This window comes from Janthinobacterium sp. GW823-FHT03B06 (assembly GCF_058796955.1).
This window is the reverse complement of sequence record NZ_JBXAJE010000007.1, coordinates 200929-221249: the sequence shown is the minus strand read 5'-3', so window position 1 is coordinate 221249 and position 20321 is coordinate 200929. Positions and strand designations below refer to the sequence as shown.

Below are 20321 nucleotides of genomic sequence, written 5' to 3'. Positions count from 1 at the left end.
TTACTACCTCTTTAGTTTTTAGATGTTACAGATAAGCATATAAGGCACATTATGACGTAGTTGGAGCAAACTCCAAATGTTTAGCCTCGCGGATGATGCTGCGCATGCAGCAGTTTCAGCCGTTCACGGGCCACATGCGTGTAAATCTGCGTGGTGGAAATATCGGAGTGCCCCAGTAACAATTGCACAACACGCAAGTCCGCACCATGGTTGAGCAAATGCGTGGCGAACGCGTGGCGCAAGGTATGCGGTGACAGCGGCGCCGTGATGCCCGCGTTCAGCGCGTGTTTCTTGATGATGACCCAGAACATTTGCCGCGTCATGGCGCCGCCGCGCCGCGTGACGAACAGCGCGTCGTCCATCTGCCCGTCGAGAATCACGCCGCGCGCCTCCTTCAGGTAGCGCTCGATCCACAGCCGCGCCTGTTCGCCGAACGGCACCAGCCGCGTCTTGCTGCCCTTGCCCGTGATGCGCAGCACGCCATCGTTCAGGCTCAGTTCCACGGATTGCAAGTCCACCAGTTCCGACACGCGCAAGCCGCTGGCATACATGAGTTCGAGCATCGTGCGCTCGCGCAAGCCCAGCGGCGTGCTCACGTCGGGTGCCGCCAGCAAGGCTTCCACCTGCGCTTCGCTCAGGGTATGCACGAAGCGCGCCGGCTGCTTGGCCGACACCATCTTCAGGCATGGGTCGGCCGCGATATGCTTGTGCCGCAAGGCCAACTGGTAAAAACGCTTGAGCACGGAGAGGCGCCGGTTCGACGACGTCGCCTTGCTTTCGTCGTGGCGGGCGGCGAAATACGCCTCGATGTCGGCCGTGGATACCTCGTACAGGCCCTCGCGCCCGGGCCGCGCCACTTCCAGCCAGCGGGCGAACAGCCGCATGTCGCGCCGGTAGGCATCGAGCGAGTTTTTCGACAGGCCGTCTTCCAGCCACAGGCTGTCGCAGAATTCGTCGATCAGGGTGGCGTTGTCGGGCGCCAGCAGACTGTTCATCATCGGTAAGCTTCCACGCCTTCATGCGCCAGCAGCCAGCGCTTGACGCCCAGGTGGAAGCCGGTCGCATCGTCATGGTGGGCAAAACCGCCCAGGCCGCCGGCGGCCGTCACGCGGTGGCAAGGGATCACCACGGGAAACCAGTTGGCGCCGCAGGCCTGGCCGACGGCGCGCGGGGCCGAGCCGATCAGGCGCGCCACGTCGCCATACGTGCGCACCTGGCCGCGCGGGATACCGGCGATCGCCGCCCATACCCGTTGCTGGTAAGCGCTGCCCAGGCCCGCCAGCGGCAGGTCGAACGGCGCATCGGGGTCGCGGAAATAGCGCGCCAGTTGTTCGCACGCCCGCTCGGAGACGGCATCCTGCGCGTCTTTCTCGGCAAAGTGCGGCGGCAGGTAGACCAATTCGCATACTTGGCCGTCCTGCGCGCGCACGCCCATGGCGCCGAACGGCGCGGCCACGATGGCGCTGAACAGTTCACTGCCCTGTTGTTTTTTCATCTGCTGATCATTATTCAAGTGTGGCATATATGCAACTTGCCGGCGCCGGAAACCGCGCCACGGGAATTATGCACCGACTTTGGGCGTGCCGGCGGACGTTTCCCGCGCACGAAAAAAAAGCGCACCAGCCGGTGCGCTTCAAATATTGCTTCACGTTCCCGGTCGTTTGGGTCCGCCGGTGCCGGCTTGTGGCCGCAGACAGCTATGACTCAACAACTTCTGTGAAACGTGTGTCTCCTCAATATATCCCCGGTATCAATACCGTTTTTATAGACCACTCCCCCACTAACCTTGTTGCCAATTCTGTATTTCAGCCTTGCTACCGGGGCGCATATGCATATACGTGTTTCCCCTTAAGGCTGCCCATCATAGCGCATTTGTTCGGCAGGATCGACTTTTTTTGCACCATGAAGGGGACAACTGTTTTAGTTGTAAATTAAATTTGGCAACCACAGCGAGATTTGTGGTACGTAGGTAATCAAGCCCAGGAAGGCCAGCATCGTCAGCAGCCATGGCATCACGGCCACGGTCAGCTCCGAGATGCCCATCTTGGTGATGCCGGACGCCACGTACAGGTTCAAGCCCACGGGCGGATGGCACATGCCCACTTCCATGTTGACCACGATCAGGATGCCGAAGTGCACGGGATCGATGCCCAGCTTCATGGCGACGGGGAACAGGATCGGCGCCATGATCAGCACGATGGACGACGGCTCCATGACGTTACCAGCCAACAACAACAGTACGTTGACCACCAGCAAGAAGCTGATCACGCCCAGGCCCTTGCCCGTGATCCATTCGGCCATCGCTTGCGGGATGTTTTCGCTGGTCATCAGGAACGAGAACAGCACGGCATTCGTGATGATGTACAACAGCATCGCCGACATGGCGGCCGAGTCGAGCAAGACCTTGCCCACTTGCTTGATCTTCAAGTCCTTGTAGACGAAGACGGCAATGATGAAGGCGTACACGGCAGCCATGGCGGCCGCTTCCGTGGGCGTGAACGCGCCCGAATAGATGCCGCCCATGACGATAACGATCAAGAGCAGGCCCCAGGCGCTTTTCTTGAACGTGACGAAGCGCTCGCCCCAGCTGGCCTTCTGCATGCGCGGATAATTGTGCTTGCGCGCCAAAAACCACGTGGTCAGGCCCAGCAGCATGGCCAGCATCATGCCGGGAATCACGCCCGCCATGAACAGCTTGCCCACGGACGTGTTCGTGCTGACGGAATACATCACCATCACGATCGAGGGCGGGATCAGGATGCCCAGCGCGCCCGAAGTCGTGATGACGCCGGCGCCGAAACCGCGCGGATAGCCCTGCTTGACCATGGCCGGCAGGATGATGGAGCCGATCGCCACCACGGTGGCGGGGCTGGAGCCGGAGACGGCCGCAAACAGCGCGCACGCCATCACGCCGGCCAGTGCCAGGCCGCCGTGCCAGTGGCCCACCATGGAGCTGGCGAAGTTGATCATGCGCCGCGCCACCCCGCCATGCGTGAGGAAGTTACCCGCCAAAATGAAGAAGGGGATGGCCATGATCTCGAATTTCTCGATGCCCGTGAAGATCTTCAGGGCCACCGATTCGATGGGCACGCTGGTCATGGTGAACAGGAACGTCAATACCGTCAGGCCCAGCGAGATGGAGATCGGCATGCCGGTCAGCATCAGTGCCAGCAGCAGCACAAAAATAATCAGCGCGTTCATGCCTTGGCTCCTTTTTCTTCCGCCGTCAGTTCATCTTCCAGGCCCTCGACGTGCGAGTGGTCGTGTTTTGGCAGGGCGCCCGTCTTGATGAAATGCACCATCACTTGCAGGAAGCGGAAGCACATCAGGTAGGAACCGAGCGGCACGGCCAGGTAGACCAGCCACATCGGTATTTCCATGTCGGCCGAAGTCTGGTCCGTGTGGCCGATCGACCACACGAAGCTGGCGCCCAGGGTCCCGACGATGCCCGTAAACAGGGCGCCGGCGCCCAGGCCGAAGACGATGAAACGGTCGCGCCAGCGCGGGTTCATGCGGTTGATCAGCACGTCAACGCCCACGTGGATGCCCGTGCGCACGCCATACGCGGCGCCGAACTTGGCCATCCAGACGAACATGTAGATGCACAGTTCCTGGGCCCAGCTGGTGTTGATTTGAATCAGGAAGTCTTGCAGGCCCGGAATCGGCAAGCCTGCCAGGTAGCGGTGCACGACCGCGACGAAGATGATGAAGGTGGCCGCGCCCATCAGGGTCGCGATCAGCCACTCTTCCAGGTGATCCAGAAATTTCATGGTGGACTTTCAAAGAATGCGGGTGCACGCACTCCCGCGCAGGACGCGCGGGAGTCGTTCAAACGGACCGGCAGGGATGCCCTGCCTGCCGCGCCAGGCGGCGCGGCCAGCGCGGCTTACTTCGCGCTTTCCTTGTTGATGGCCGAGATCAGATCCTTGCCGATGCGCCCTTCCATGGCCTTCTGCACAGGCGCCAGCGCCTTGCGCCATTCGGCCTGTTCCTGCACCGTCAGCGTGTAGATCTGCGTCTTGCCCGCTTTCTTGATGGCGTCGAGGGCCTGATCGTTGTCGCGCTGGGCGATGGCTTTTTCAAACGTGGTCGCCTCGCGCATGGCTTTTTCCAGCTGCGTGCGGATATCGGGCGGCAAGCCGTCCCAGAATTTCTTGTTGACGATGACGGCATAGCCCAGGTAGCCGTGGTTGGACACGGTCACGTGCTTTTGCACTTCATGCATCTTTTGCGTGTACATATTCGATGGCGGATTTTCCGTGCCGTCGACCACGCCCGTCTGCAGCGCCTGATACACTTCCGAGAAGGCCAGCACCTGCGGGTTGGCGCCCAGCGCGCGCATCTGCGCATCGAGTACCTTCGACGACTGGATGCGCATCTTCAGGCCCTTGAAGTCGGCCGGGGTATGCAGCGGCTTGTTGGCCGACATCACCTTGAAGCCATTGTCCCAGTAGGCCAGGCCCGTGATACCCTTGGGCTCGAGCTTTTTCAGCAGGCTCTTGCCGATTTCGCCTTCGGTGACGTTGTACAACGCCGTCTTGGTGGGGAAGATGTAGGGCAGGTCGAACGCTTCGAATTCCTTCACGCCCAGCGGGCCGAACTTGGCCAGCGATGGCGCCAGCATCTGCACGGCGCCCAGCTGCAGCGCTTCGAGTTCTTCCTTGTCCTTGTACAGCTGGCTGTTCGGGTACAGTTCGACCTTGACCTTGCCATTCGTGGCTTTTTCGGCCAGCTGCTTGAAGCGCTCGGCGGCCTGGCCTTTCGGCGTGTCCGTGGCGACGACGTGGCTGAACTTGATGACGATGGGGGCTTGCGCGTAAGCGTGGACGCCGGCGGTGGCGCCGATGGCCGCGCACAGCGCGACGAACATGGTTTTCATCTGCATTTTTGTCTCCTGAATGGTGTTTAGAAAAACTTTATTATTTGTCTACTTGAATATTGTGCCAAAGAAACTGCCTCGGCTATTGTGGTTAACCACAATAGCCGGTTCCCGATAAGCCGCTACCCTGCCAGCCATGCCGACTCCCCCCACCCTTGCGCGCCGCTTCAAGCTATCGAGTCCGATGCGCTGGCTGCTGCCCGTCATCCTGCTGCTGCTGTTCCTCTCCATCCTGTTCTGGCTACCCTGGCAGGCACGCCAGATGGAAAGCAACGAGCGCCAGGAGCAGCTGATCGCCGATACGCTGTGGGTGGAGCAGACCATCCGCTTCCAGCTGGCGCGCAACGAGGAAAGCCTGTTCAACCTGGGCGTGGACATCGCCAGCGGCTCCCTGTCGGCGGAAAAAGTGCACGAACGGCTGCAGCAGATGCTGCGCAATGGCCGCGAACTGCAGCGCGTGCTGTGGCTCGATACCAACGGCAAGGTGCTGGCCACCAGCGACAACAATCTGCCGCACGCCCTGGCGTTTGCGCCGGCCTCGCTGACGGCGGCCGACAATGCGCGCCGCCTGCACCGGGGCCAATACGCCCAGCCTTCGCAGCAGACGGGCTTTCCCGACGCGCCGCCGGGCGCCATGCTGATGGATTACCACCAGCCCCTGTTCGATGGTCAGCGCTATGTCGGCAGCCTGGTGGCCACCTATCAGATCAGCAGCCTGCTCGATGAAATGGTGCCGTGGTGGTTTGCGCAGGATAACCAGATTTCGCTGATCGACCGCGACGACAAGGTGCTGGCGCGGCGCGCCGCCGCCGGTCCCGGCCACGGCGTGTACACGCACAAGCGCGCACTCGACGTGCCCGGCGCCACCATCACCCTGTTTACCGACAGCGTGAAAAGCCAGCCCAAGCTGCTGCCCAATCTGCTGGTCGGCTCCGTCATCGCCCTGTCGCTGGGTTTATTATGGAGCTTGCTGGCCCTGTGGCGGCATATTTCGCGCCGCCTGGTGGCCGAAGGCGCGCTGCGCCAGCAGATGCTGTTCCGCACGGCGATGGAAAATTCTTTGGTGACGGGCATGCGCGCGCGCGACCTGGAAGGAAGGGTCACCTACGTGAATCCCGCGTTTTGCCAGATCGTCGGCTATCCGCCCGAGGAAATCCTGGGCCGTTTGCCGCCCATGCCCTACTGGGTGCCGGAGGCGCTGGAGGAATACCAGCAGCGCTTCGTCAAGGCCCTGGCCGGCAATCCCACGCCGCAGTTCGAAACCTATTTCCAGCGCCCGGACGGCACGCGCGTGCCCGTGCTGATCTTCGAAGCGCCGCTGGTGGACAAGAACGGCCAGCAGACGGGCTGGATGGGTTCCGTGCTCGACATCTCGGACCGCAAGCGCGTCGAGGAACTCAATCGCCAGCAGCAGGAAAAGCTGCAAACGAGCTCGCGCCTGGCCACCATGGGCGAGCTGGCGTCGATGCTGGCGCATGAACTGAACCAGCCGCTGGCGGCCATTTCCAGCTACACGACAGGGGCCTTGAATTTGATCCGCCGCGCCATCGAGCATGACGCCCCCGTCGATCCGGGCACCCTGAAGCCGGCGCTGGAACAGGCCAGCGCGCAGGCGCAGCGGGCCGGCCAGATCATCCGCAGCGTGCACGATTTCGTGCGCAAGAGCGAACCGCAGCGCCAGGATATCGCCCTGCGCACCCTGATCGACGGCATCCGCGCGCTGATCGACCTGCAGGCGCGCAAATACTATGTCACCATCCAGGAAGAGCTGCCGCCGGACCTGCCGCTGCTGCGCGCCGACCCCGTGATGATCGAGCAAGTGCTGCTGAACCTGACGCGCAACGCCATCGAGGCCATGCAGGATGCGGCGCCCGGACGGCGTATCATGCGTCTGCGGGCCAGCCACGACGCGCAGCAAGGCATAGTGACGGTGGACGTGATCGACCATGGCCACGGCATCCCGGTGGACGTGGCCGAGCGGCTGTTTTCGCCGTTTTTCTCGACCAAGTCCGAAGGCATGGGCATGGGCCTGAACATCTGCCGCACTGCCATCGAATTTCACGGCGGCGCGCTGACCTTCGGCGCCAACCCCGCTGGCGGTACCATCTTTACCTTCAGCGTGCCGGCCGCGCCGCGCGCCGCACCAGGCAATAACGCATAACGAATAACCGACAAGCCGGAGACACCATGCTACACATCATCGACGACGAAGAAGTCGTGCGCGACTCCCTCTCCTGGCTGGCCGCCTCGCGCAGCATCGAGGCGCGCAGCTACGCCAGCGCCCAGCAATTTCTCGATAGCCTAGACGGCGGCTTCGACGCCGCCGGCGACTGCGTGCTGCTCGACGTGCGCATGCCCGACATGAACGGCATCGCCCTGTTCGACCAGCTGGTCAAGCGCGACCTGACGGCGCGCCTGCCCGTGATTTTCCTCACCGGCCACGGCGACGTGCCGATGGCCGTCGACAGCCTGAAACGGGGGGCCTTCGATTTCTTTGAAAAGCCGTTCAACGACAACGACCTGATGGACCGCGTGCAGCAGGGCCTGGCCAACTCGCGCCAGGCGGGCGAACTGGCCGCCGTGCACGCGCGCCTGGCCACCCTGTCGACGCGCGAACGCGAAGTGCTGGACCTGATTTTGGCGGGCAAGATGAACAAGGTGGTGGCCGACAAGCTGGGCATCAGCATGCGCACCGTGGAAGTCCACCGCGCGCATATCTTCGACAAGATGCAGGTCAAGACGGCGGTGGAGCTGGCGGGGTTGTTGAAGTAATGGCGGTAACGTTGGATTACGCCGTATATTGCAACGCAGGTCGGCGTAGGTCGGGTTAGCGCAAAGCGCGTAACCCGACACCACCACCATCACCACCATCACGCATCGTGATGCTCATGGTGCTCCGCCGCCCCATGCTTCCAGTAACTGGCCACATGCAGATGCTGCTTCGGCACCCCGGCGTCGATAAAATGCCCGCGCAAGCCCTGCACCTGCGCATGCTCGCACGCCACCCACACGTAGCCGTCGCCCTCTGACGGCAGCGCGATCTGGCGCAAGGCGTCGAGCAGCAGCGGGCCCTGGCGGCCATTGCGCGCCACCCAGCGCACGTCCAGCTGCGCCGCGCAATCGAGCGCGATCTGTTCGCCGTCTTCGACGATCTCGATCACGGCGATGGCCCGCGCCGTGGCCGGCAGCTGCTCCAGGCGGCGGGCGATGGCCGGCAAGGCCGTCTGGTCGCCCACCAGCACATACCAGTCGAAGTCGAGCGGCACCAGCATCGAGCCGCGCGGCCCGCCCACGCCCAGGGTCTGGCCGGGCGCCGCTTGCGCCGCCCACAACGATGCAGGCCCGTCGCCATGCAGCACGAAGTCGATTTCCAGCTCGCGCCGTTCGGCGTCGTAGCGGCGCGGCGTGTAATTGCGGGCGATGGGGCGCGGCCCTTCCGCATACTCGATGGGATTGGCGCCATTGCCTAGTACGGGGAACACGGGCGTGGTCTGACCCGGCGCGGGGAAGAACAGTTTCACGTGGTCGTCGTGCGCGGGCGAGACGAAGCCGTCCAGGTCGTCGCCCGCCAGCGTGATGCGGCGCATGTGCGGCGTCAGCTGTTCGGTGCGCACGACGGTGAGCACGCGCAGTTTCAAGTCATGCCGCACGCGCTCGATGGCATGCGGACGTGGTGTTGCAGGTGAGGCAGTAGTCATTGCTTGTCCTTGTAAAGTGGGCTCAGTGGCCGTCGACGACGGCGTTCGCCGCCTGTTCCAGCACGGCGGACACGCGCTCGGCTTCCGCTTCGCTCCAGTTGGTCTTGTTCAGCAACAGCGCATGCTTGAGGGTGTGCATGGCCTGGCGCACGCGCTCGGGCAAGGCGTTGCGCGCCTGGACGCGGGCAAACATGTCGAGGCGGGCCAGGATGCCGTCCACCTGGGCGCGGTTCTCGTCGAGATAGGCGCGCCCCAGCTCCGTGATCGTGTAGAGCTTCTTGCCGCTGGCGCTTTCGGAGGACGTCACATGATCCTGCTCTTCCAGCAAGGTCAATGTCGGATACACGGCGCCCGGGCTGGGGGCATACGCGCCGCCGCAACGCTCTTCGATGGCCTTGATGATTTCGTAGCCGTGACGGGGGCTGATTTCGATCAGCGCCAGCACGATCAGCGGCAGATCGCCGCGGCCGAAGACGCGCTCGGCCCGTTCGCCGCGCCCGCCCCGGCCACCGGGGCCGCCATGGCCCATGCCGTCGCCGCGCTCGTCGAAGCCGCGCGGGCCGCGGCCGTGCATGAAGTATTCGTGACGGTGTTCGTGGCGATGTTCGTGGCGATGTTCGTGGCGATGTTCGTGGCGATGCCCGCCTTGATGGTGATGGTGATGCTGGCCGCAATGGCCGTGTTCTGCGTGGTGTGAGTTTCTCATGTTTTCTCTTTAAAGATATATCGTTAGTAGGTATCGCTATTTTATAACGATATATCGATAAGTCAAGGAGAAATTTGTTATGCTCGTCTTTTCTCCCTCCACGCGTGAATGCCATGCCCGACAAAACCGTTGCTGAAAAAATGGTTGTGAAAAATGCCAGAGCCCTGGCCGTGCTCAATGACGGCGGCGAGCATGCCGCCCTGCTGGCGCAGTTGCCGGCCGAACGGCGGGTGAGCGAAGGAGAGAACGCCGACTGGATATTGCTGTTCGCGCGCAGCCGCGCGGAACTGGAGCAGTTCCTGCCGGCGGCGCAGGCGCGCCTGGCGCCGGGCGGCGCGGTCTGGGTGGCGTACCGCAAGGGTGGCATCAAGGCGGGCAGCGATATCCACCGCGACGATATTCGCCTGTATGCGCAGGCAACAGGTCTCGACAGCGTGGCGATGATCGCCATCGACAGCGAGTGGTCGGCGCTGCGCCTGAAGCAGACTTAAACGCAGCTCAAGCGATGCCGTGCAAGGCCAGTGCCCATTCGACGTGTTCGCGCACGATGGCCGACGGATGCGCGCGGCGCGACAGCAGGGCCGCGACGATGTCGGCCTGGCCCCGGGCCTTGGCGGCCGCGTTGCCCATGCCGACGGCCAGGTTGCGCAGCCAGCGTTCGTGGCCGATGCGGCGGATCGCGCTGCCTTCCATGCGGCGGTTGAATTCCTCTTCCGTCCAGGCGAACAGCTCCACCATGCCGGCGCTGCCCAGGCTGTGGCGCTCGTCGAAGTCGGGCACGACGGCGCGCTGGGCGAACTTGTTCCACGGGCAGACGGTCTGGCAATCGTCGCAGCCGTACACCTTGTTGCCGATCAGGGGACGCATCTCGACGGGAATCGCGCCCTTCAGCTCAATCGTCAGGTAGGAGATGCAGCGCCGCGCGTCGAGCTGGTACGGCCCCAGGATGGCTTGCGTCGGGCACACCGTGATGCACGCCGAGCACTGGCCGCAGCGCGGGGTCTCCGGCGGGTCGACGGGCAGCGGCACGTCGATGAGGATCTCGCCGAGGAAAAAGAAAGAACCGCCCTGGCGGTTGATCAGCAAAGTGTGCTTGCCGCGCCAGCCCAGGCCGCCCTTTTGCGCCAGCTCGACTTCCATCACGGGCGCCGAATCGCTGAAGACGCGGTAGCCGAAGTCGCCGATCTCGCCCTTGATGCGGTCTGCCAGCTGCTGCAGGCGCGAACGCATCACCTTGTGATAGTCGCGGCCCCGCGCATACACGGAGATCACGGCCGCCGCGGGGTCGGCGTCGCGCGCCGCCTCGTGCGCGCGCCAGTCGGGGCCCAATGCCGGCGGCAGGTAGTTCATGCGCGCGCTGATGGCGCGCACCGTGCCCGGCACCAGTTCGGCCGGGCGGGCGCGCTTCATGCCGTGGCTGGCCATGTAATCCATTTCGCCGTGATACCCTGCATCGAGCCAGGCCTGCAAGGGCGCTTCCATGTGCGACAGGTCCACGTCGGCGATGCGCACCTCGGCAAAACCCAGCTCGCGCCCCCATTCCTTGATGGTGCGCGCCAGGACGGCGAGATCGGTGGTGGTGGCGGACATAGGGGACTTTACGGAAAACGGCAGGCGCGCGGGCGGTTACAATGAGAGCAGCCTCCATTTTATGCGATACGGAAGATCATGACCGAACACTTCACAGCCCACCTCCACGACGAAGCCGGCACCGCCGCGCTGGGCGCCGCGCTGGCGCGCGCGCTGGCGCCCGGCCTGGCGATCTACCTGCACGGCGACCTGGGCGCCGGCAAGACGGCCCTCACGCGCGCCCTGCTGCACGCGGCCGGCCATGCGGGCCACGTCAAAAGCCCCACCTATACCTTGTCCGAACCGTACACGGTGCGTCTCGACGGCCAGAGCGTCAACGTCATCCACTTCGACCTGTACCGCATGGGCAGCGCCGAGGAATTCCTCGACGCGGGCTTCCGCGAAGACTTCGACGGGCGCAATATCTGCATCGTCGAATGGCCGGAAAAAGCCGAACCGGTGCTGCCGCCGGCCGACCTGAATATTTATTTGAACGTTGCGGGTACAGGACGTGATGTAGAATTGCAAGCGTCTTCTGAATTGGGTCTGTCATGCCTTCACCGTCTCAAATTCGCCCCGAACCTTTGATCTCCTCGCCCATCACCCGGCGCACGGTGCTCAAGGCCGGCGGCACCCTGCTGTTGTCCGTGTTCGCGCCCATGTCGGCGATGGCGGCGCAAATTCTCGCCGTGCGCGTCTGGCCGGCCGAGGACTACACGCGCGTCACCCTGGAAAACGACAGCATCCTCAAGGCGACCCACTTCATCGTCAAGGATCCGGAACGGCTGGTGGTCGACATCGAAGGGCTGGAACTCAATCCCACCTTGAAGGGCCTGGTGGCGAAGATCCAGTCGAACGACCCGTACATCAAGCAGGTGCGCGTGGGCCAGAACCGGCCCAATGTCGTGCGCCTCGTGTTCGACCTGAAGGAAGAAGTCACGCCGCAGCTGTTTACCCTGCCGCCGGCCGGCTCCTACAACCACCGTTTGATCTTCGACCTGTATCCCGTGCGCGAGCCGGACCTGATCGCGCAAATGATCGAAAAGGGCGACTGGTCGAGCGACCCCGCCAAGCCGCCTATGGCCGACACGCATACGCCGCCGCCCGCGCTGCCGCTGCCCGAGAGCGGCAAGCCGCCCGTGGCCGCCGTGACGCCGCCGGCGCCCACCGTGCCGCCCGTGCCCGAACTGCGTCCGGAACAGCGCCCCGAAGCGCGCCCCCTGCCGGGCCAGAAAGTGGTGCGCATGATTACCATCGCGCTCGATCCGGGCCACGGCGGCGAAGACCCGGGCGCCATGGGCAGCCGGGGCAGCCGCGAAAAAGACGTGGTGCTGGCCATCGCCAAGCGCCTCAAGACCAAGCTGGAATTGCAGCCGAACATGCGCGTCATGCTCACGCGCGACGCCGACTTCTTCGTCCCGCTGGGCATGCGCGTGGAAAAGGCGCGCAAGGTGCAGGCCGATCTGTTCGTCTCGATCCACGCCGATGCCTTCATCCAGCCGACGGCGCGCGGCTCGTCCGTCTTCGTGCTGTCCGAGAAAGGCGCCACCTCGACGGCCGCGCGCTGGCTGGCCAACAAGGAAAACCAGGCCGACCTGATCGGCGGCGTGAACGTGAAGAACCACGACAAGCAGCTGGCCAGCGTGCTGCTCGACCTGTCGACGACGGCGCAGATCAATGACAGCATGAAGCTGGGCAAGGCCGTGCTGCGCGAAATCGGCGGCATCAACCGCCTGCACAAGGGTTCCGTCGAGCAGGCCGGCTTCGCCGTGCTGAAAGCGCCGGACATCCCGTCCATCCTGATCGAGACGGCCTTCATCTCGAATCCGGAGGAAGAAGCCAAGCTGACCGACAACGGCTACCAGGACCAGATGGCCGACGCCATCGTCACGGGCATCAAGAATTACTTTGCCAAGAATCCGCCGCTGGCGAAAAGCCGTTTGACCTGACATGAAAGCCTAGCATGAGCAACAGCACCTTTGGCCAGTTGCCGGCCGTGACCATCCGCGCCGCCGATGGCGCGCAGGCGACCGTCACCCTGTACGGCGGCCACCTGGTCTCGTGGCAAACCAGCGATGGCCAGGAGCGCCTGTTCTGCAGCCGCGATTCCGCCCTCGACGGCAGCCGCGCCATCCGGGGCGGCGTGCCCGTGATCTTCCCCCAGTTCGGCGCGCGCGGCACGGGCATGCGCCACGGCTTTGCGCGCGTGGCGACCTGGCAGCTGGAATCGACGGGCGAGACCGATGGGGCCGCATGGGCGCAATTCATCCTGCAGCACACGGACCTGCCGGAGGCGATCGCCGCCAGCTGGCCATGGGCCTTCACCCTGCGCCTGCGCGTGGCGGTGCAAGGCCAATCGCTGGAACTGCACCTGTCCGTGCACAACACGGGCGAACAGGCGTTTCCGTTCTCGGCCGCCCTGCACAGCTATTTTGCGATCGATCGATTGAGCGAGGCCCGCGTTGGCGGCCTGCAGCGCGTGCGCTATTCGGATGAGACGCCGCAAGATGCCTTGCAGGCGGAAGAGGAGTTGCAATTTTCGGACAAGCTGGACCGCATCTATTACCAGTTGCCGGGCGCCCTGACCCTGCAGTCCGGCGGCCACACCTTGCGCCTGGAGCAGCAGGGCTTCACGGATGCCGTCGTGTGGAACCCCGGCGCGCAGGACGCGGCTGCCCTGCCCGACCTGGGCGACGACGAGTACCAGCGCTTCATCTGCATCGAGCCTGCCCTGATCCAGCCCGATACGCTGGCTGCCGGCGCCGCATGGAGCGGCCGCCAGCGCCTCGAATTTATGTAAGAGTGACTGAAAAAGTCCAGGGCTAGGCGCCTTGCCGAAGGCAGTACGCATGTACGACGAGGCATGGCAACAACGCCATGGGCTTTTTTCAGGCGCTCTTAGTTTGATTCCTTGATGATGCGTCCATTACCGGATTGCACCGGGCGCGCATTGAGCGGATACAAACGGCTGAACAGCGCCATCTGCGCCGGCGACGCCTGCACCGGCTGCTTCATCACCAGCCACAGCACGCCCTCGCTGCACGGCGGCGAAGTCAGCGATCCCATATACGTGTAGTAGTCGCGCCGCGCCGGCAGCATCTCGGCCGGGTCGAGCAAAATGGTCGGCTGCATGGTCTCGAATTTTTCCAGCGGCAGGTTGTTCCACACGGTCTGGATGGTCGCTTGCGGCGCGCCCCGCTCCAGCAGCAGCGCCAGCACCGCCAGCCGGCCTTCCGCATCGCGATGCACCAGGTGCACCACCATTTCGAATGCCTTGCCATTGATGCGCTCTTCGGACGGACGGTGGAAATGGAATTGCTGCAGCTCGAACATGCGATTCTGCACCGTGATGTAATTGCCGCCGCTCACGCCCACCTGCACCGTGTGGCCGTTGTCGACCACATTGAACGACGACGGATGGTAGTCAAAGCTGATCTGCTCGAGTTCCACCTTCATGCCATCGCGGATATCGATCGGCGACTGGCGGTTGCCATTGCCGCACTTGGCCCAGTCGACATTGATCTTGCTCCAGTTGGCCGGACCACTCTCCCCCTCGTACGACCAGTGCGTGCCGCGCGCCACGGGCGGCGGTGGCGGCGGCGCGGCCTTCACCACGGCGGCGCGCTTGGCGCGGGCGGCGGCGCGGGCCGCCTGGGTGGCGCGCATTTCCGCCAGGCGCGCCGCGATGCGTTCGGACAGGTCGACTTCGGCCGCTTCTTCCTTCTCGCGCGCCGTGGGCGCGACGACGACAGGCGCCTTGGCCTCCTTGCCCTTCACCGATTCGGTCAGGGTTTTCATGGCGGCCGCACGCGCCGACGCCGACATCGGCGCGGAGGCGGCCGCGCTCGCCGAAGCGGGGGCATCTTTGGCGCTTGCCATGGCCGCCATCGCGGCAAGGCTGCAAGCTAACAGGGCGCTCAAATGTCGCATGGAAATCCAGAAAGTGAGAATACCTTCTGGTTTACGGCTGGAAAGCAACAAAACTTGAATCAGCGCAGGCGTAATACAGAAACAACGGAGAGAAAAACGGGATCCGGGGCCGGCTGCGGGCTGTGCCGCAGCGCGCTTGCCCCGGATCCATGCGGCCTTAGGCCGACTTGCCGACCATGCGCTTGTAGAGTTTCCACAAGCCGCCCAGTACCACCGGCACGACCGCGGCGCCGACACCGATCAGCACGATCAAGGTCAGGTGGTCGCGGATCCACGGAATATTGCCGAAGAAGTAGCCCGCCGTCACCAGACCGACCACCCACAACAGGGCGCCCGTCACGTTGTACATCTGGAAGCGCGCATGCGTCATGTCGGAAATGCCGGCCACGAACGGGGCGAAGGTGCGCACCACCGGCACGAAACGGGCCAGGATGATGGTCTTGCCGCCGTGCTTTTCAAAAAATTCATGCGTGCGGCGCATGGCATCCTTGTTGATCCAGCGGTAATCGTGGGTAAACACCCTTTGCCCGATGGCCTCGCCTATCCAGTAATTGAGCGTGTTGCCTGTGACGGCGGCCGTCACCAGCAAGGCGATCAGCAAGCCCAGGTGCATCTGTCCCGTCGCGCAAAACGCGCCGGCGATAAACAATAAGGTATCCCCAGGGAAGAAAAACAGCACCACAAGGCCTGTCTCGCAAAAAATAATGGCAAACAGCACCGCATACACGAGGGTACCGTACTGCTCGATCAAGAGGCCCAGCGTCTTGTCGACATGCACGATCATGTCGAGGAATTGCACAAAATCCATATATTTTTCCCTAAAGGTAGCGGCGGAATCATACACCACCCGGCCAGCGCAACGGCAGTCCCCGGGCCGATATTTCGTGATTAATTCGGCAGCGCCCTTGGCGATGTGGCATTTTAAGTAAAGGTTAAGGAAACGCCATATCGGCAGGCAACTGCCAGGATTGCCATCTGCAATGTTTTTACAGCGAAATATTGCCATTCCGGTATACACTTTCTCCACGGCGCAACCCGCGCCCACCAGGAGAAAACATGTATCGACACCCATTGAGCGGCCTGACCATGGCCACCGTACTGGGCCTTGCACATCTGACGGCCCACGCAGCCCCTGTCCAGATCAAGGCGCCCGCCGAACTGCCCGCCAAGGCAACCTTGGCCGACGTGATCAAGGCCTCGAAACCGTCCGACTGGCGTGCGCTGGACCCGGACAACACCCTGTACCTGGACATTCCCGCCGGCCGCGTGGTGATCGAACTGGCGCCCGACTTCGCACCGAAGCACGTGGCCAACATCAAGGCCCTGGTGGCGGAACAGTATTACGACGGCCTGGCCATCACGCGCGCGCAGGACAACTGGGTGGCGCAGTGGGGCGATCCGAACGAGAAAAATCCCAAGCCCATCCAGCACGCCCAGCGCACCCTGCCCGGCGAATTCACCGTGCCATTGAAAAACATCAAGAGCTTCACGCGCCTGCCGGACGTTGACGGCTATGCGCCGCAGGTCGGCCATTCGAACGGCTTCCCATCCGCGCGCGACCCGAAAACCGGCACGGCCTGGCTCACGCATTGCTATGCCACCGTGGGCGTGGGCCGCGACAGCGCCAGCGATAGCGGCGGCGGCACCGAGCTGTACGCCGTCATCGGCCAGTCGCCGCGCCACCTGGACCGCGACATCACGGTCGTCGGCCGGGTCGTCTCCGGCATGCCATTGCTGTCCACCCTGCCGCGCGGCACGGCGCCCATGGGCTTTTACGACAGCCCCGAGAAAAACGTGCCGATCAAGTCCATCCGCCTGGCCGCCAGCGTGCCACCGGAACAGCGCGTGAACCTGGAAGTGATGCGCACCGACAGCGCCGCCTACCAGGCCGTGCTGGAAGCCCAGCGCCACCGCGGCGGCCCGTGGAGCAAGGTCACGGCCGGCCACGTCGACCTGTGCAATGCGCCGATACCGGTGCGGGAGGTGGGGAAGTAAATAGGGACCAAGGCTGGGGTCAGACCCCCGGGTACGTTGGCGCCAAATTTTGTGTTAACGGTGTTGAGGGTCTGACCCCAAGTACGTTGGCGCGACGCTTTGCGTAGGCGGCGTTGCGGGTCTGACCCCGGTATAATTACCGCATGAACGCTCCCATCACGCCCCACCGCCCGATCCAGGCCCTGCCTGACCAGTTGATTTCGCAAATCGCCGCCGGCGAGGTGGTCGAGCGGCCGTCGGCCGTGGTCAAGGAGCTGCTGGAAAACGCGCTCGACTCGGGCGCCACGCAGATCACGGTGCGGCTGGAAGAAGGGGGCGTGAAACGCATCGCGATCACCGACAACGGGCGCGGCATCGACAAAGACCAGCTGCCGCTGGCCCTGGCGCGCCACGCCACCTCGAAGATCGCATCGCTGCACGACCTGGAAAACGTGGGCACCCTGGGCTTCCGGGGCGAGGCACTGGCCTCGATCGCCTCGGTGGCCGCCGTCACCGTGACCTCGCGCACGATGGATGCGGCCCATGCGTGGGAAATCGTCGGCTCGCACAACGGCAGCGTGTCGCCGTCGTCGGGCGCGCACGGCACCACGGTCGACGTGCAGGACCTGTATTTCAACACGCCCGCGCGGCGCAAATTCCTCAAATCCGAGCAGACGGAGTACGGCCACTGCGCCGAAGTCGTGCGCCGCATCGCGCTGGCGCGGCCCGACGTGTCGTTCTCGCTGTCGCACAACGGCCGCACCATCGACCAGTGGAATATCAGCGAACTGGCCAAGCGCAGCGCCCACATCCTGGGCAACGACTTCGCCGAAGCGCGCCTGGCGCTGGACGAGTCGGCCGGCAGCCTGCGCATTCACGGCTTTGCCGGCTTGCCGACGGCGTCGAAGGCGCGCGCCGACGGCCAGTTCTTTTACGTCAACGGGCGCTTCGTGCGCGACAAGCTGCTCGTGCACGCCGTGCGCATGGCCTACCAGGACGTGCTGCATGGCGACCGCTTCCCGTCGTACGTGCTGGCGCTCGACCTCGACCCGGCCCTGGTCGACGTCAACGTGCACCCGTCGAAGATCGAAGTGCGCTTCCGCGACAGCCGCTCCGTGCACCAGTTCGTCTTCCACGCGGTGCAGCGCGCGCTGGCGCAGACATCGGCCACGGCGTTCGGCAGCGTGCCGGCACCGCTGCCTGCCGCCTCCACCTTGGGCGGCGGCGACGCCGGCTCAGCTAACGGCGGCCCCGGCATCTGGCGCCGCGAGCAGACGCAGACCTCGTTCGGCGCGCAATTTACGAATACCTTCGCGCCCGCCCCGCCCGGCGCGGCCCGCCCCTTCTTCGCCGAGGCGCCAGGCGTGGCCCAGGACACGGCGGCCTACGGCGCCCTGTTCGGCGGCGGCGCAGGTGCCGCCAACTCGCCGGTCACGCAGGCGGAGCCCTACATCGCCTCGCCCGAGGCGATGGCGCGCGAAGAATATCCGCTGGGCTTTGCCCTGGCCCAGCTGCACGGCATCTACATCCTGGCGCAAAACACCAAGGGCCTGGTGCTGGTCGACATGCACGCGGCGCACGAGCGCATCCTGTACGAACAGCTGAAAAACGCGCTGCAGGCCCAGGTCTCCGGCCAGGACATGCAGGTGCAATCCTTGCTGATCCCCGTGACGTTCTATGCGGACGCCATCGAAGTGTCGACGGCGAATGAAAACCAGGACACCTTGAAAGCGCTGGGCTTCGACATCGCCGCCCTGTCGCCCACCACCCTGGCCGTGCGCTCCGTGCCGACCCTGCTCAAGAACGCCGACGCGCAAACCCTGGCGCGCGACGTGCTGCGCGACGTGCGCGAATACGGCGGCTCGCGCGTGCTGATCGAGCGCCAGAACGAATTGCTGGGCACCCTGGCCTGCCACACAGCCGTGCGCGCCAACCGGATCTTGTCGGTGCAGGAGATGAACGCCCTGCTGCGCCAGATGGAGAGCACGGAACGCGCCGACCAGTGCAACCATGGCCGGCCCACCTGGGTGCAGGTCGAGATCAACGCGCTAGACAAGCTATTCCTGCGCGGCCAGTAGGTCGGATTAGCGCAGCGTAATCCGACACTGCAGCGGCGGCATCACGTCGGCTTACGCTTGCGCTAAGCCGACCTACGCACCACCTTACACGAGTCAACATGCAAAACACCCCACATCTCCCCCTGGCCGTCGCCATCATGGGCCCCACGGCCAGCGGCAAGACGGCCAGTGCGCTGGCCATCGCGCAAGCGATCCCGTCCGAGATCATTTCCGTCGATTCCGCCCTCGTCTACCGGGGCATGGATATCGGCACGGCCAAGCCGTCGCAAGATGAACTGGCCCAGGTACCGCATCATCTGATCGACATCATCGACCCGCTCGATGCGTATTCCGTGGCCCAGTTCCGCAACGATACCCTGCGTCTGGTGGCGGACATCTCCGCGCGCGGCAAGCTGCCGCTGCTCGTCGGCGGCACCATGCTGTACTTCAAGGGCCTGGCCGACGGCCTCGACGACTTGCCCGGCGCCGATCCGGTGCTGCGCGCCCGGCTGGAAGAAGACGCGGCCGCCATCGGCTGGCCCGCCATGCATGCGCGCCTGGCCGAGCAGGACCCCGTCACGGCCGCGCGCCTGGCGCCGCAGGATGCGCAGCGCATCGGCCGCGCGCTGGAAATCATCGCCCTGTCCGGCCAGCCCATGTCGGCCCTGCTGGACCGCCGCGAAAAGACCGTGCTGCCGTTCCAGCTGCAATCGTTCGCGCTGGAGCCGTCCGACCGCGCCGTGCTGCACGCGCGCATCGCCACGCGCTTCGACCTGATGCTGAAAAACGACGCCCTGCTCGATGAAGTGGAGCAGCTGCGCCGGCGCGGCGACCTGCACCCGGGCCTGCCCTCGATGCGCTGCGTGGGCTACCGCCAGGCCTGGGAATACCTCGACGGCCGCATCGACCGCGCCGCCCTGCGCGAGACGGGCATCATCGCCACGCGCCAGCTGGCCAAGCGGCAGCTGACATGGCTGCGCTCGATGCCGGAGCGCATCGTCATCGATTGCCTGGGAGCTGATCCGGCCAATGCCATGCTGGCACAAATCGCCCCTTTGCTGACATAAGCGTCGCCACACAACAACTGGCCAAGCGCTAGGCTCGACTTAGGTTACGCTCGATGCCGGAACGCGTCGTCATCAATTGCCTGGGACGTGACCCGGCCGCGGCCATGCTGGCGCAGATTCAAGCGTTGCTGAAATAGCCATACAACAATCCACCACGAAAAACCCGCACATTTTTTTGCTCCAGCATTGACAAGGAAATCGGAAGACTGGATAATGCTCGGCTGTTGGGTGATATAGCTCAGTTGGTTAGAGCACAGCATTCATAATGCTGGGGTCGGTGGTTCAAGTCCACCTATCACCACCAAAGAACATCGATCAGGTTTCACCTGGTCAAAACCAGCATCCGGTCTGACCGGTCTGTTTGGTGATATAGCTCAGTTGGTTAGAGCACAGCATTCATAATGCTGGGGTCGGTGGTTCAAGTCCACCTATCACCACCAA

General features: G+C 64.0%; 21 protein-coding genes and 2 tRNA genes. 13 read left to right on the top strand and 10 right to left on the bottom strand.

Annotated features, from left to right (window positions below; genetic code table 11):
• Positions 1-80: 80 nt before the first annotated feature.
• The 5 genes from xerD to AC1RBA_RS22140 all read right to left on the bottom strand — a co-directional run bounded on the left by xerD (position 81) and on the right by AC1RBA_RS22140 (position 4879).
• Entirely contained in the window at positions 81-998 is a 918-nt protein-coding gene (xerD, locus tag AC1RBA_RS22160; protein ID WP_257218035.1) for a site-specific tyrosine recombinase XerD, read from the bottom strand.
• Positions 995-1495 carry a methylated-DNA--[protein]-cysteine S-methyltransferase gene (locus AC1RBA_RS22155; RefSeq protein ID WP_230502205.1) on the bottom strand — a complete coding sequence of 167 codons (501 nt, stop codon included), beginning with the start codon at positions 1493-1495 and terminating at the stop codon, positions 995-997. The genes xerD and AC1RBA_RS22155 overlap by 4 nt, the downstream gene beginning before the upstream one ends.
• A 425-nt stretch (positions 1496-1920) precedes the next feature.
• On the bottom strand, positions 1921-3201 hold the full coding sequence (locus tag AC1RBA_RS22150; RefSeq protein WP_070223052.1) for a TRAP transporter large permease: 1281 nt from the start codon (positions 3199-3201) through the stop codon (positions 1921-1923).
• Complete coding sequence (locus tag AC1RBA_RS22145; protein WP_034746865.1) at positions 3198-3770, bottom strand: TRAP transporter small permease; 573 nt, start codon at positions 3768-3770, stop codon at positions 3198-3200. The genes AC1RBA_RS22150 and AC1RBA_RS22145 overlap by 4 nt, the downstream gene beginning before the upstream one ends.
• Positions 3771-3886: 116 nt before the next feature.
• On the bottom strand, positions 3887-4879 hold the full coding sequence (locus AC1RBA_RS22140; RefSeq protein ID WP_430886703.1) for a TRAP transporter substrate-binding protein: 993 nt from the start codon (positions 4877-4879) through the stop codon (positions 3887-3889).
• 136 nt (positions 4880-5015) lie between these two features.
• Here AC1RBA_RS22140 and AC1RBA_RS22135 point away from each other — a divergent pair, with 136 nt between their 5' ends.
• Positions 5016-7040, top strand: coding sequence for a sensor histidine kinase (locus tag AC1RBA_RS22135; protein WP_492419844.1), 2025 nt, complete (start codon positions 5016-5018; stop codon positions 7038-7040).
• A 26-nt stretch (positions 7041-7066) separates the two neighbouring features.
• The gene (locus AC1RBA_RS22130; RefSeq protein WP_070287725.1) at positions 7067-7651 is read left to right on the top strand and encodes a response regulator transcription factor; all 585 of its coding nucleotides are present in this window, start codon (positions 7067-7069) and stop codon (positions 7649-7651) included.
• Positions 7652-7749: 98 nt separating this feature from the next.
• On the opposite strand, the gene AC1RBA_RS22125 is transcribed toward AC1RBA_RS22130, so the two are convergent.
• A complete protein-coding gene (locus AC1RBA_RS22125) occupies positions 7750-8577 on the bottom strand; it encodes a siderophore-interacting protein (protein WP_492419843.1) in 828 nt (275 codons plus the stop codon).
• A 22-nt stretch (positions 8578-8599) separates the two neighbouring features.
• A complete protein-coding gene (locus AC1RBA_RS22120) occupies positions 8600-9151 on the bottom strand; it encodes a PadR family transcriptional regulator (RefSeq protein ID WP_492419842.1) in 552 nt (183 codons plus the stop codon).
• Here AC1RBA_RS22120 and AC1RBA_RS22115 point away from each other — a divergent pair.
• A complete protein-coding gene (locus AC1RBA_RS22115) occupies positions 9146-9274 on the top strand; it encodes a hypothetical protein (RefSeq protein WP_492419841.1) in 129 nt (42 codons plus the stop codon). The genes AC1RBA_RS22120 and AC1RBA_RS22115 overlap by 6 nt on opposite strands.
• A 155-nt stretch (positions 9275-9429) precedes the next feature.
• A complete protein-coding gene (locus AC1RBA_RS22110; protein WP_492419840.1) occupies positions 9430-9774 on the top strand; it encodes a DUF3052 family protein in 345 nt (114 codons plus the stop codon).
• A 7-nt stretch (positions 9775-9781) separates the two neighbouring features.
• On the opposite strand, the gene queG is transcribed toward AC1RBA_RS22110, so the two are convergent.
• Positions 9782-10873 (bottom strand): tRNA epoxyqueuosine(34) reductase QueG, encoded by a 1092-nt coding sequence (gene queG / locus AC1RBA_RS22105; protein WP_070223039.1) that lies wholly within the window; start codon positions 10871-10873, stop codon positions 9782-9784.
• A gap of 78 nt (positions 10874-10951) precedes the next feature.
• Between queG and tsaE the strand changes: the two genes are divergently transcribed.
• Genes tsaE through AC1RBA_RS22090 form a run of 3 tightly spaced genes read left to right on the top strand, consistent with a single transcriptional unit; the run spans position 10952 to position 13652 of the window.
• On the top strand, positions 10952-11440 hold the full coding sequence (gene tsaE / locus AC1RBA_RS22100; RefSeq protein WP_070312279.1) for a tRNA (adenosine(37)-N6)-threonylcarbamoyltransferase complex ATPase subunit type 1 TsaE: 489 nt from the start codon (positions 10952-10954) through the stop codon (positions 11438-11440).
• Complete coding sequence (locus AC1RBA_RS22095) at positions 11404-12801, top strand: N-acetylmuramoyl-L-alanine amidase (protein WP_070223035.1); 1398 nt, start codon at positions 11404-11406, stop codon at positions 12799-12801. The genes tsaE and AC1RBA_RS22095 overlap by 37 nt, the downstream gene beginning before the upstream one ends.
• 14 nt (positions 12802-12815) lie before the next feature.
• Entirely contained in the window at positions 12816-13652 is an 837-nt protein-coding gene (locus AC1RBA_RS22090; protein WP_492419838.1) for a D-hexose-6-phosphate mutarotase, read from the top strand.
• 98 nt (positions 13653-13750) lie between these two features.
• Here AC1RBA_RS22090 and AC1RBA_RS22085 read toward each other — a convergent pair whose 3' ends face one another.
• A complete protein-coding gene (locus tag AC1RBA_RS22085) occupies positions 13751-14650 on the bottom strand; it encodes a carbonic anhydrase (protein ID WP_492419836.1) in 900 nt (299 codons plus the stop codon).
• Here AC1RBA_RS22085 and AC1RBA_RS22080 point away from each other — a divergent pair.
• The gene (locus tag AC1RBA_RS22080; protein ID WP_240453691.1) at positions 14649-14840 is read left to right on the top strand and encodes a hypothetical protein; all 192 of its coding nucleotides are present in this window, start codon (positions 14649-14651) and stop codon (positions 14838-14840) included. The two genes, AC1RBA_RS22085 and AC1RBA_RS22080, sit on opposite strands and share 2 nt — an antisense overlap.
• Before the next feature lie 99 nt (positions 14841-14939).
• On the opposite strand, the gene AC1RBA_RS22075 is transcribed toward AC1RBA_RS22080, so the two are convergent.
• Entirely contained in the window at positions 14940-15590 is a 651-nt protein-coding gene (locus AC1RBA_RS22075) for a VTT domain-containing protein (RefSeq protein WP_070223029.1), read from the bottom strand.
• Between the two features lie 248 nt (positions 15591-15838).
• Between AC1RBA_RS22075 and AC1RBA_RS22070 the strand changes: the two genes are divergently transcribed.
• The 5 genes from AC1RBA_RS22070 (at position 15839) to AC1RBA_RS22050 (ending at position 20320) form a co-directional block, all read left to right on the top strand.
• Positions 15839-16777 (top strand): peptidylprolyl isomerase, encoded by a 939-nt coding sequence (locus AC1RBA_RS22070; protein ID WP_070312284.1) that lies wholly within the window; start codon positions 15839-15841, stop codon positions 16775-16777.
• Positions 16778-16920: 143 nt separating this feature from the next.
• The gene (gene mutL / locus AC1RBA_RS22065) at positions 16921-18834 is read left to right on the top strand and encodes a DNA mismatch repair endonuclease MutL (protein ID WP_230502188.1); all 1914 of its coding nucleotides are present in this window, start codon (positions 16921-16923) and stop codon (positions 18832-18834) included.
• Between the two features lie 98 nt (positions 18835-18932).
• Positions 18933-19880 carry a tRNA (adenosine(37)-N6)-dimethylallyltransferase MiaA gene (gene miaA, locus AC1RBA_RS22060; protein ID WP_492419835.1) on the top strand — a complete coding sequence of 316 codons (948 nt, stop codon included), beginning with the start codon at positions 18933-18935 and terminating at the stop codon, positions 19878-19880.
• 227 nt (positions 19881-20107) lie between these two features.
• Positions 20108-20184: transfer RNA gene (locus AC1RBA_RS22055), tRNA-Met, on the top strand.
• Between the two features lie 59 nt (positions 20185-20243).
• Positions 20244-20320, top strand: a tRNA-Met gene (locus AC1RBA_RS22050).
• Position 20321 lies beyond the last annotated feature (1 nt).

Bases quoted from the DNA above. Each gene is read 5' to 3' on its own strand.
- miaA (WP_492419835.1), top strand. From the start codon at position 18,933: ATGCAAAACACCCCACATCTCCCCCTGGCCGTCGCCATCATGGGCCCC.
- AC1RBA_RS22130 (WP_070287725.1), top strand. From the start codon at position 7,067: ATGCTACACATCATCGACGACGAAGAAGTCGTGCGCGACTCCCTCTCC.
- mutL (WP_230502188.1), top strand. From the start codon at position 16,921: ATGAACGCTCCCATCACGCCCCACCGCCCGATCCAGGCCCTGCCTGAC.
- AC1RBA_RS22120 (WP_492419842.1), bottom strand. From the start codon at position 9,151: ATGCACGGCCGCGGCCCGCGCGGCTTCGACGAGCGCGGCGACGGCATG.
- AC1RBA_RS22085 (WP_492419836.1), bottom strand. From the start codon at position 14,650: ATGAAAACCCTGACCGAATCGGTGAAGGGCAAGGAGGCCAAGGCGCCT.
- AC1RBA_RS22080 (WP_240453691.1), top strand. From the start codon at position 14,649: ATGGCGGCCGCACGCGCCGACGCCGACATCGGCGCGGAGGCGGCCGCG.
- AC1RBA_RS22155 (WP_230502205.1), bottom strand. From the start codon at position 1,495: ATGAAAAAACAACAGGGCAGTGAACTGTTCAGCGCCATCGTGGCCGCG.
- AC1RBA_RS22140 (WP_430886703.1), bottom strand. From the start codon at position 4,879: ATGAAAACCATGTTCGTCGCGCTGTGCGCGGCCATCGGCGCCACCGCC.
- AC1RBA_RS22090 (WP_492419838.1), top strand. From the start codon at position 12,816: ATGAGCAACAGCACCTTTGGCCAGTTGCCGGCCGTGACCATCCGCGCC.
- AC1RBA_RS22125 (WP_492419843.1), bottom strand. From the start codon at position 8,577: ATGACTACTGCCTCACCTGCAACACCACGTCCGCATGCCATCGAGCGC.
- AC1RBA_RS22075 (WP_070223029.1), bottom strand. From the start codon at position 15,590: ATGGATTTTGTGCAATTCCTCGACATGATCGTGCATGTCGACAAGACG.
- AC1RBA_RS22095 (WP_070223035.1), top strand. From the start codon at position 11,404: ATGCCTTCACCGTCTCAAATTCGCCCCGAACCTTTGATCTCCTCGCCC.
- AC1RBA_RS22135 (WP_492419844.1), top strand. From the start codon at position 5,016: ATGCCGACTCCCCCCACCCTTGCGCGCCGCTTCAAGCTATCGAGTCCG.
- AC1RBA_RS22145 (WP_034746865.1), bottom strand. From the start codon at position 3,770: ATGAAATTTCTGGATCACCTGGAAGAGTGGCTGATCGCGACCCTGATG.
- xerD (WP_257218035.1), bottom strand. From the start codon at position 998: ATGATGAACAGTCTGCTGGCGCCCGACAACGCCACCCTGATCGACGAA.
- tsaE (WP_070312279.1), top strand. From the start codon at position 10,952: ATGACCGAACACTTCACAGCCCACCTCCACGACGAAGCCGGCACCGCC.
- AC1RBA_RS22070 (WP_070312284.1), top strand. From the start codon at position 15,839: ATGTATCGACACCCATTGAGCGGCCTGACCATGGCCACCGTACTGGGC.
- queG (WP_070223039.1), bottom strand. From the start codon at position 10,873: ATGTCCGCCACCACCACCGATCTCGCCGTCCTGGCGCGCACCATCAAG.
- AC1RBA_RS22150 (WP_070223052.1), bottom strand. From the start codon at position 3,201: ATGAACGCGCTGATTATTTTTGTGCTGCTGCTGGCACTGATGCTGACC.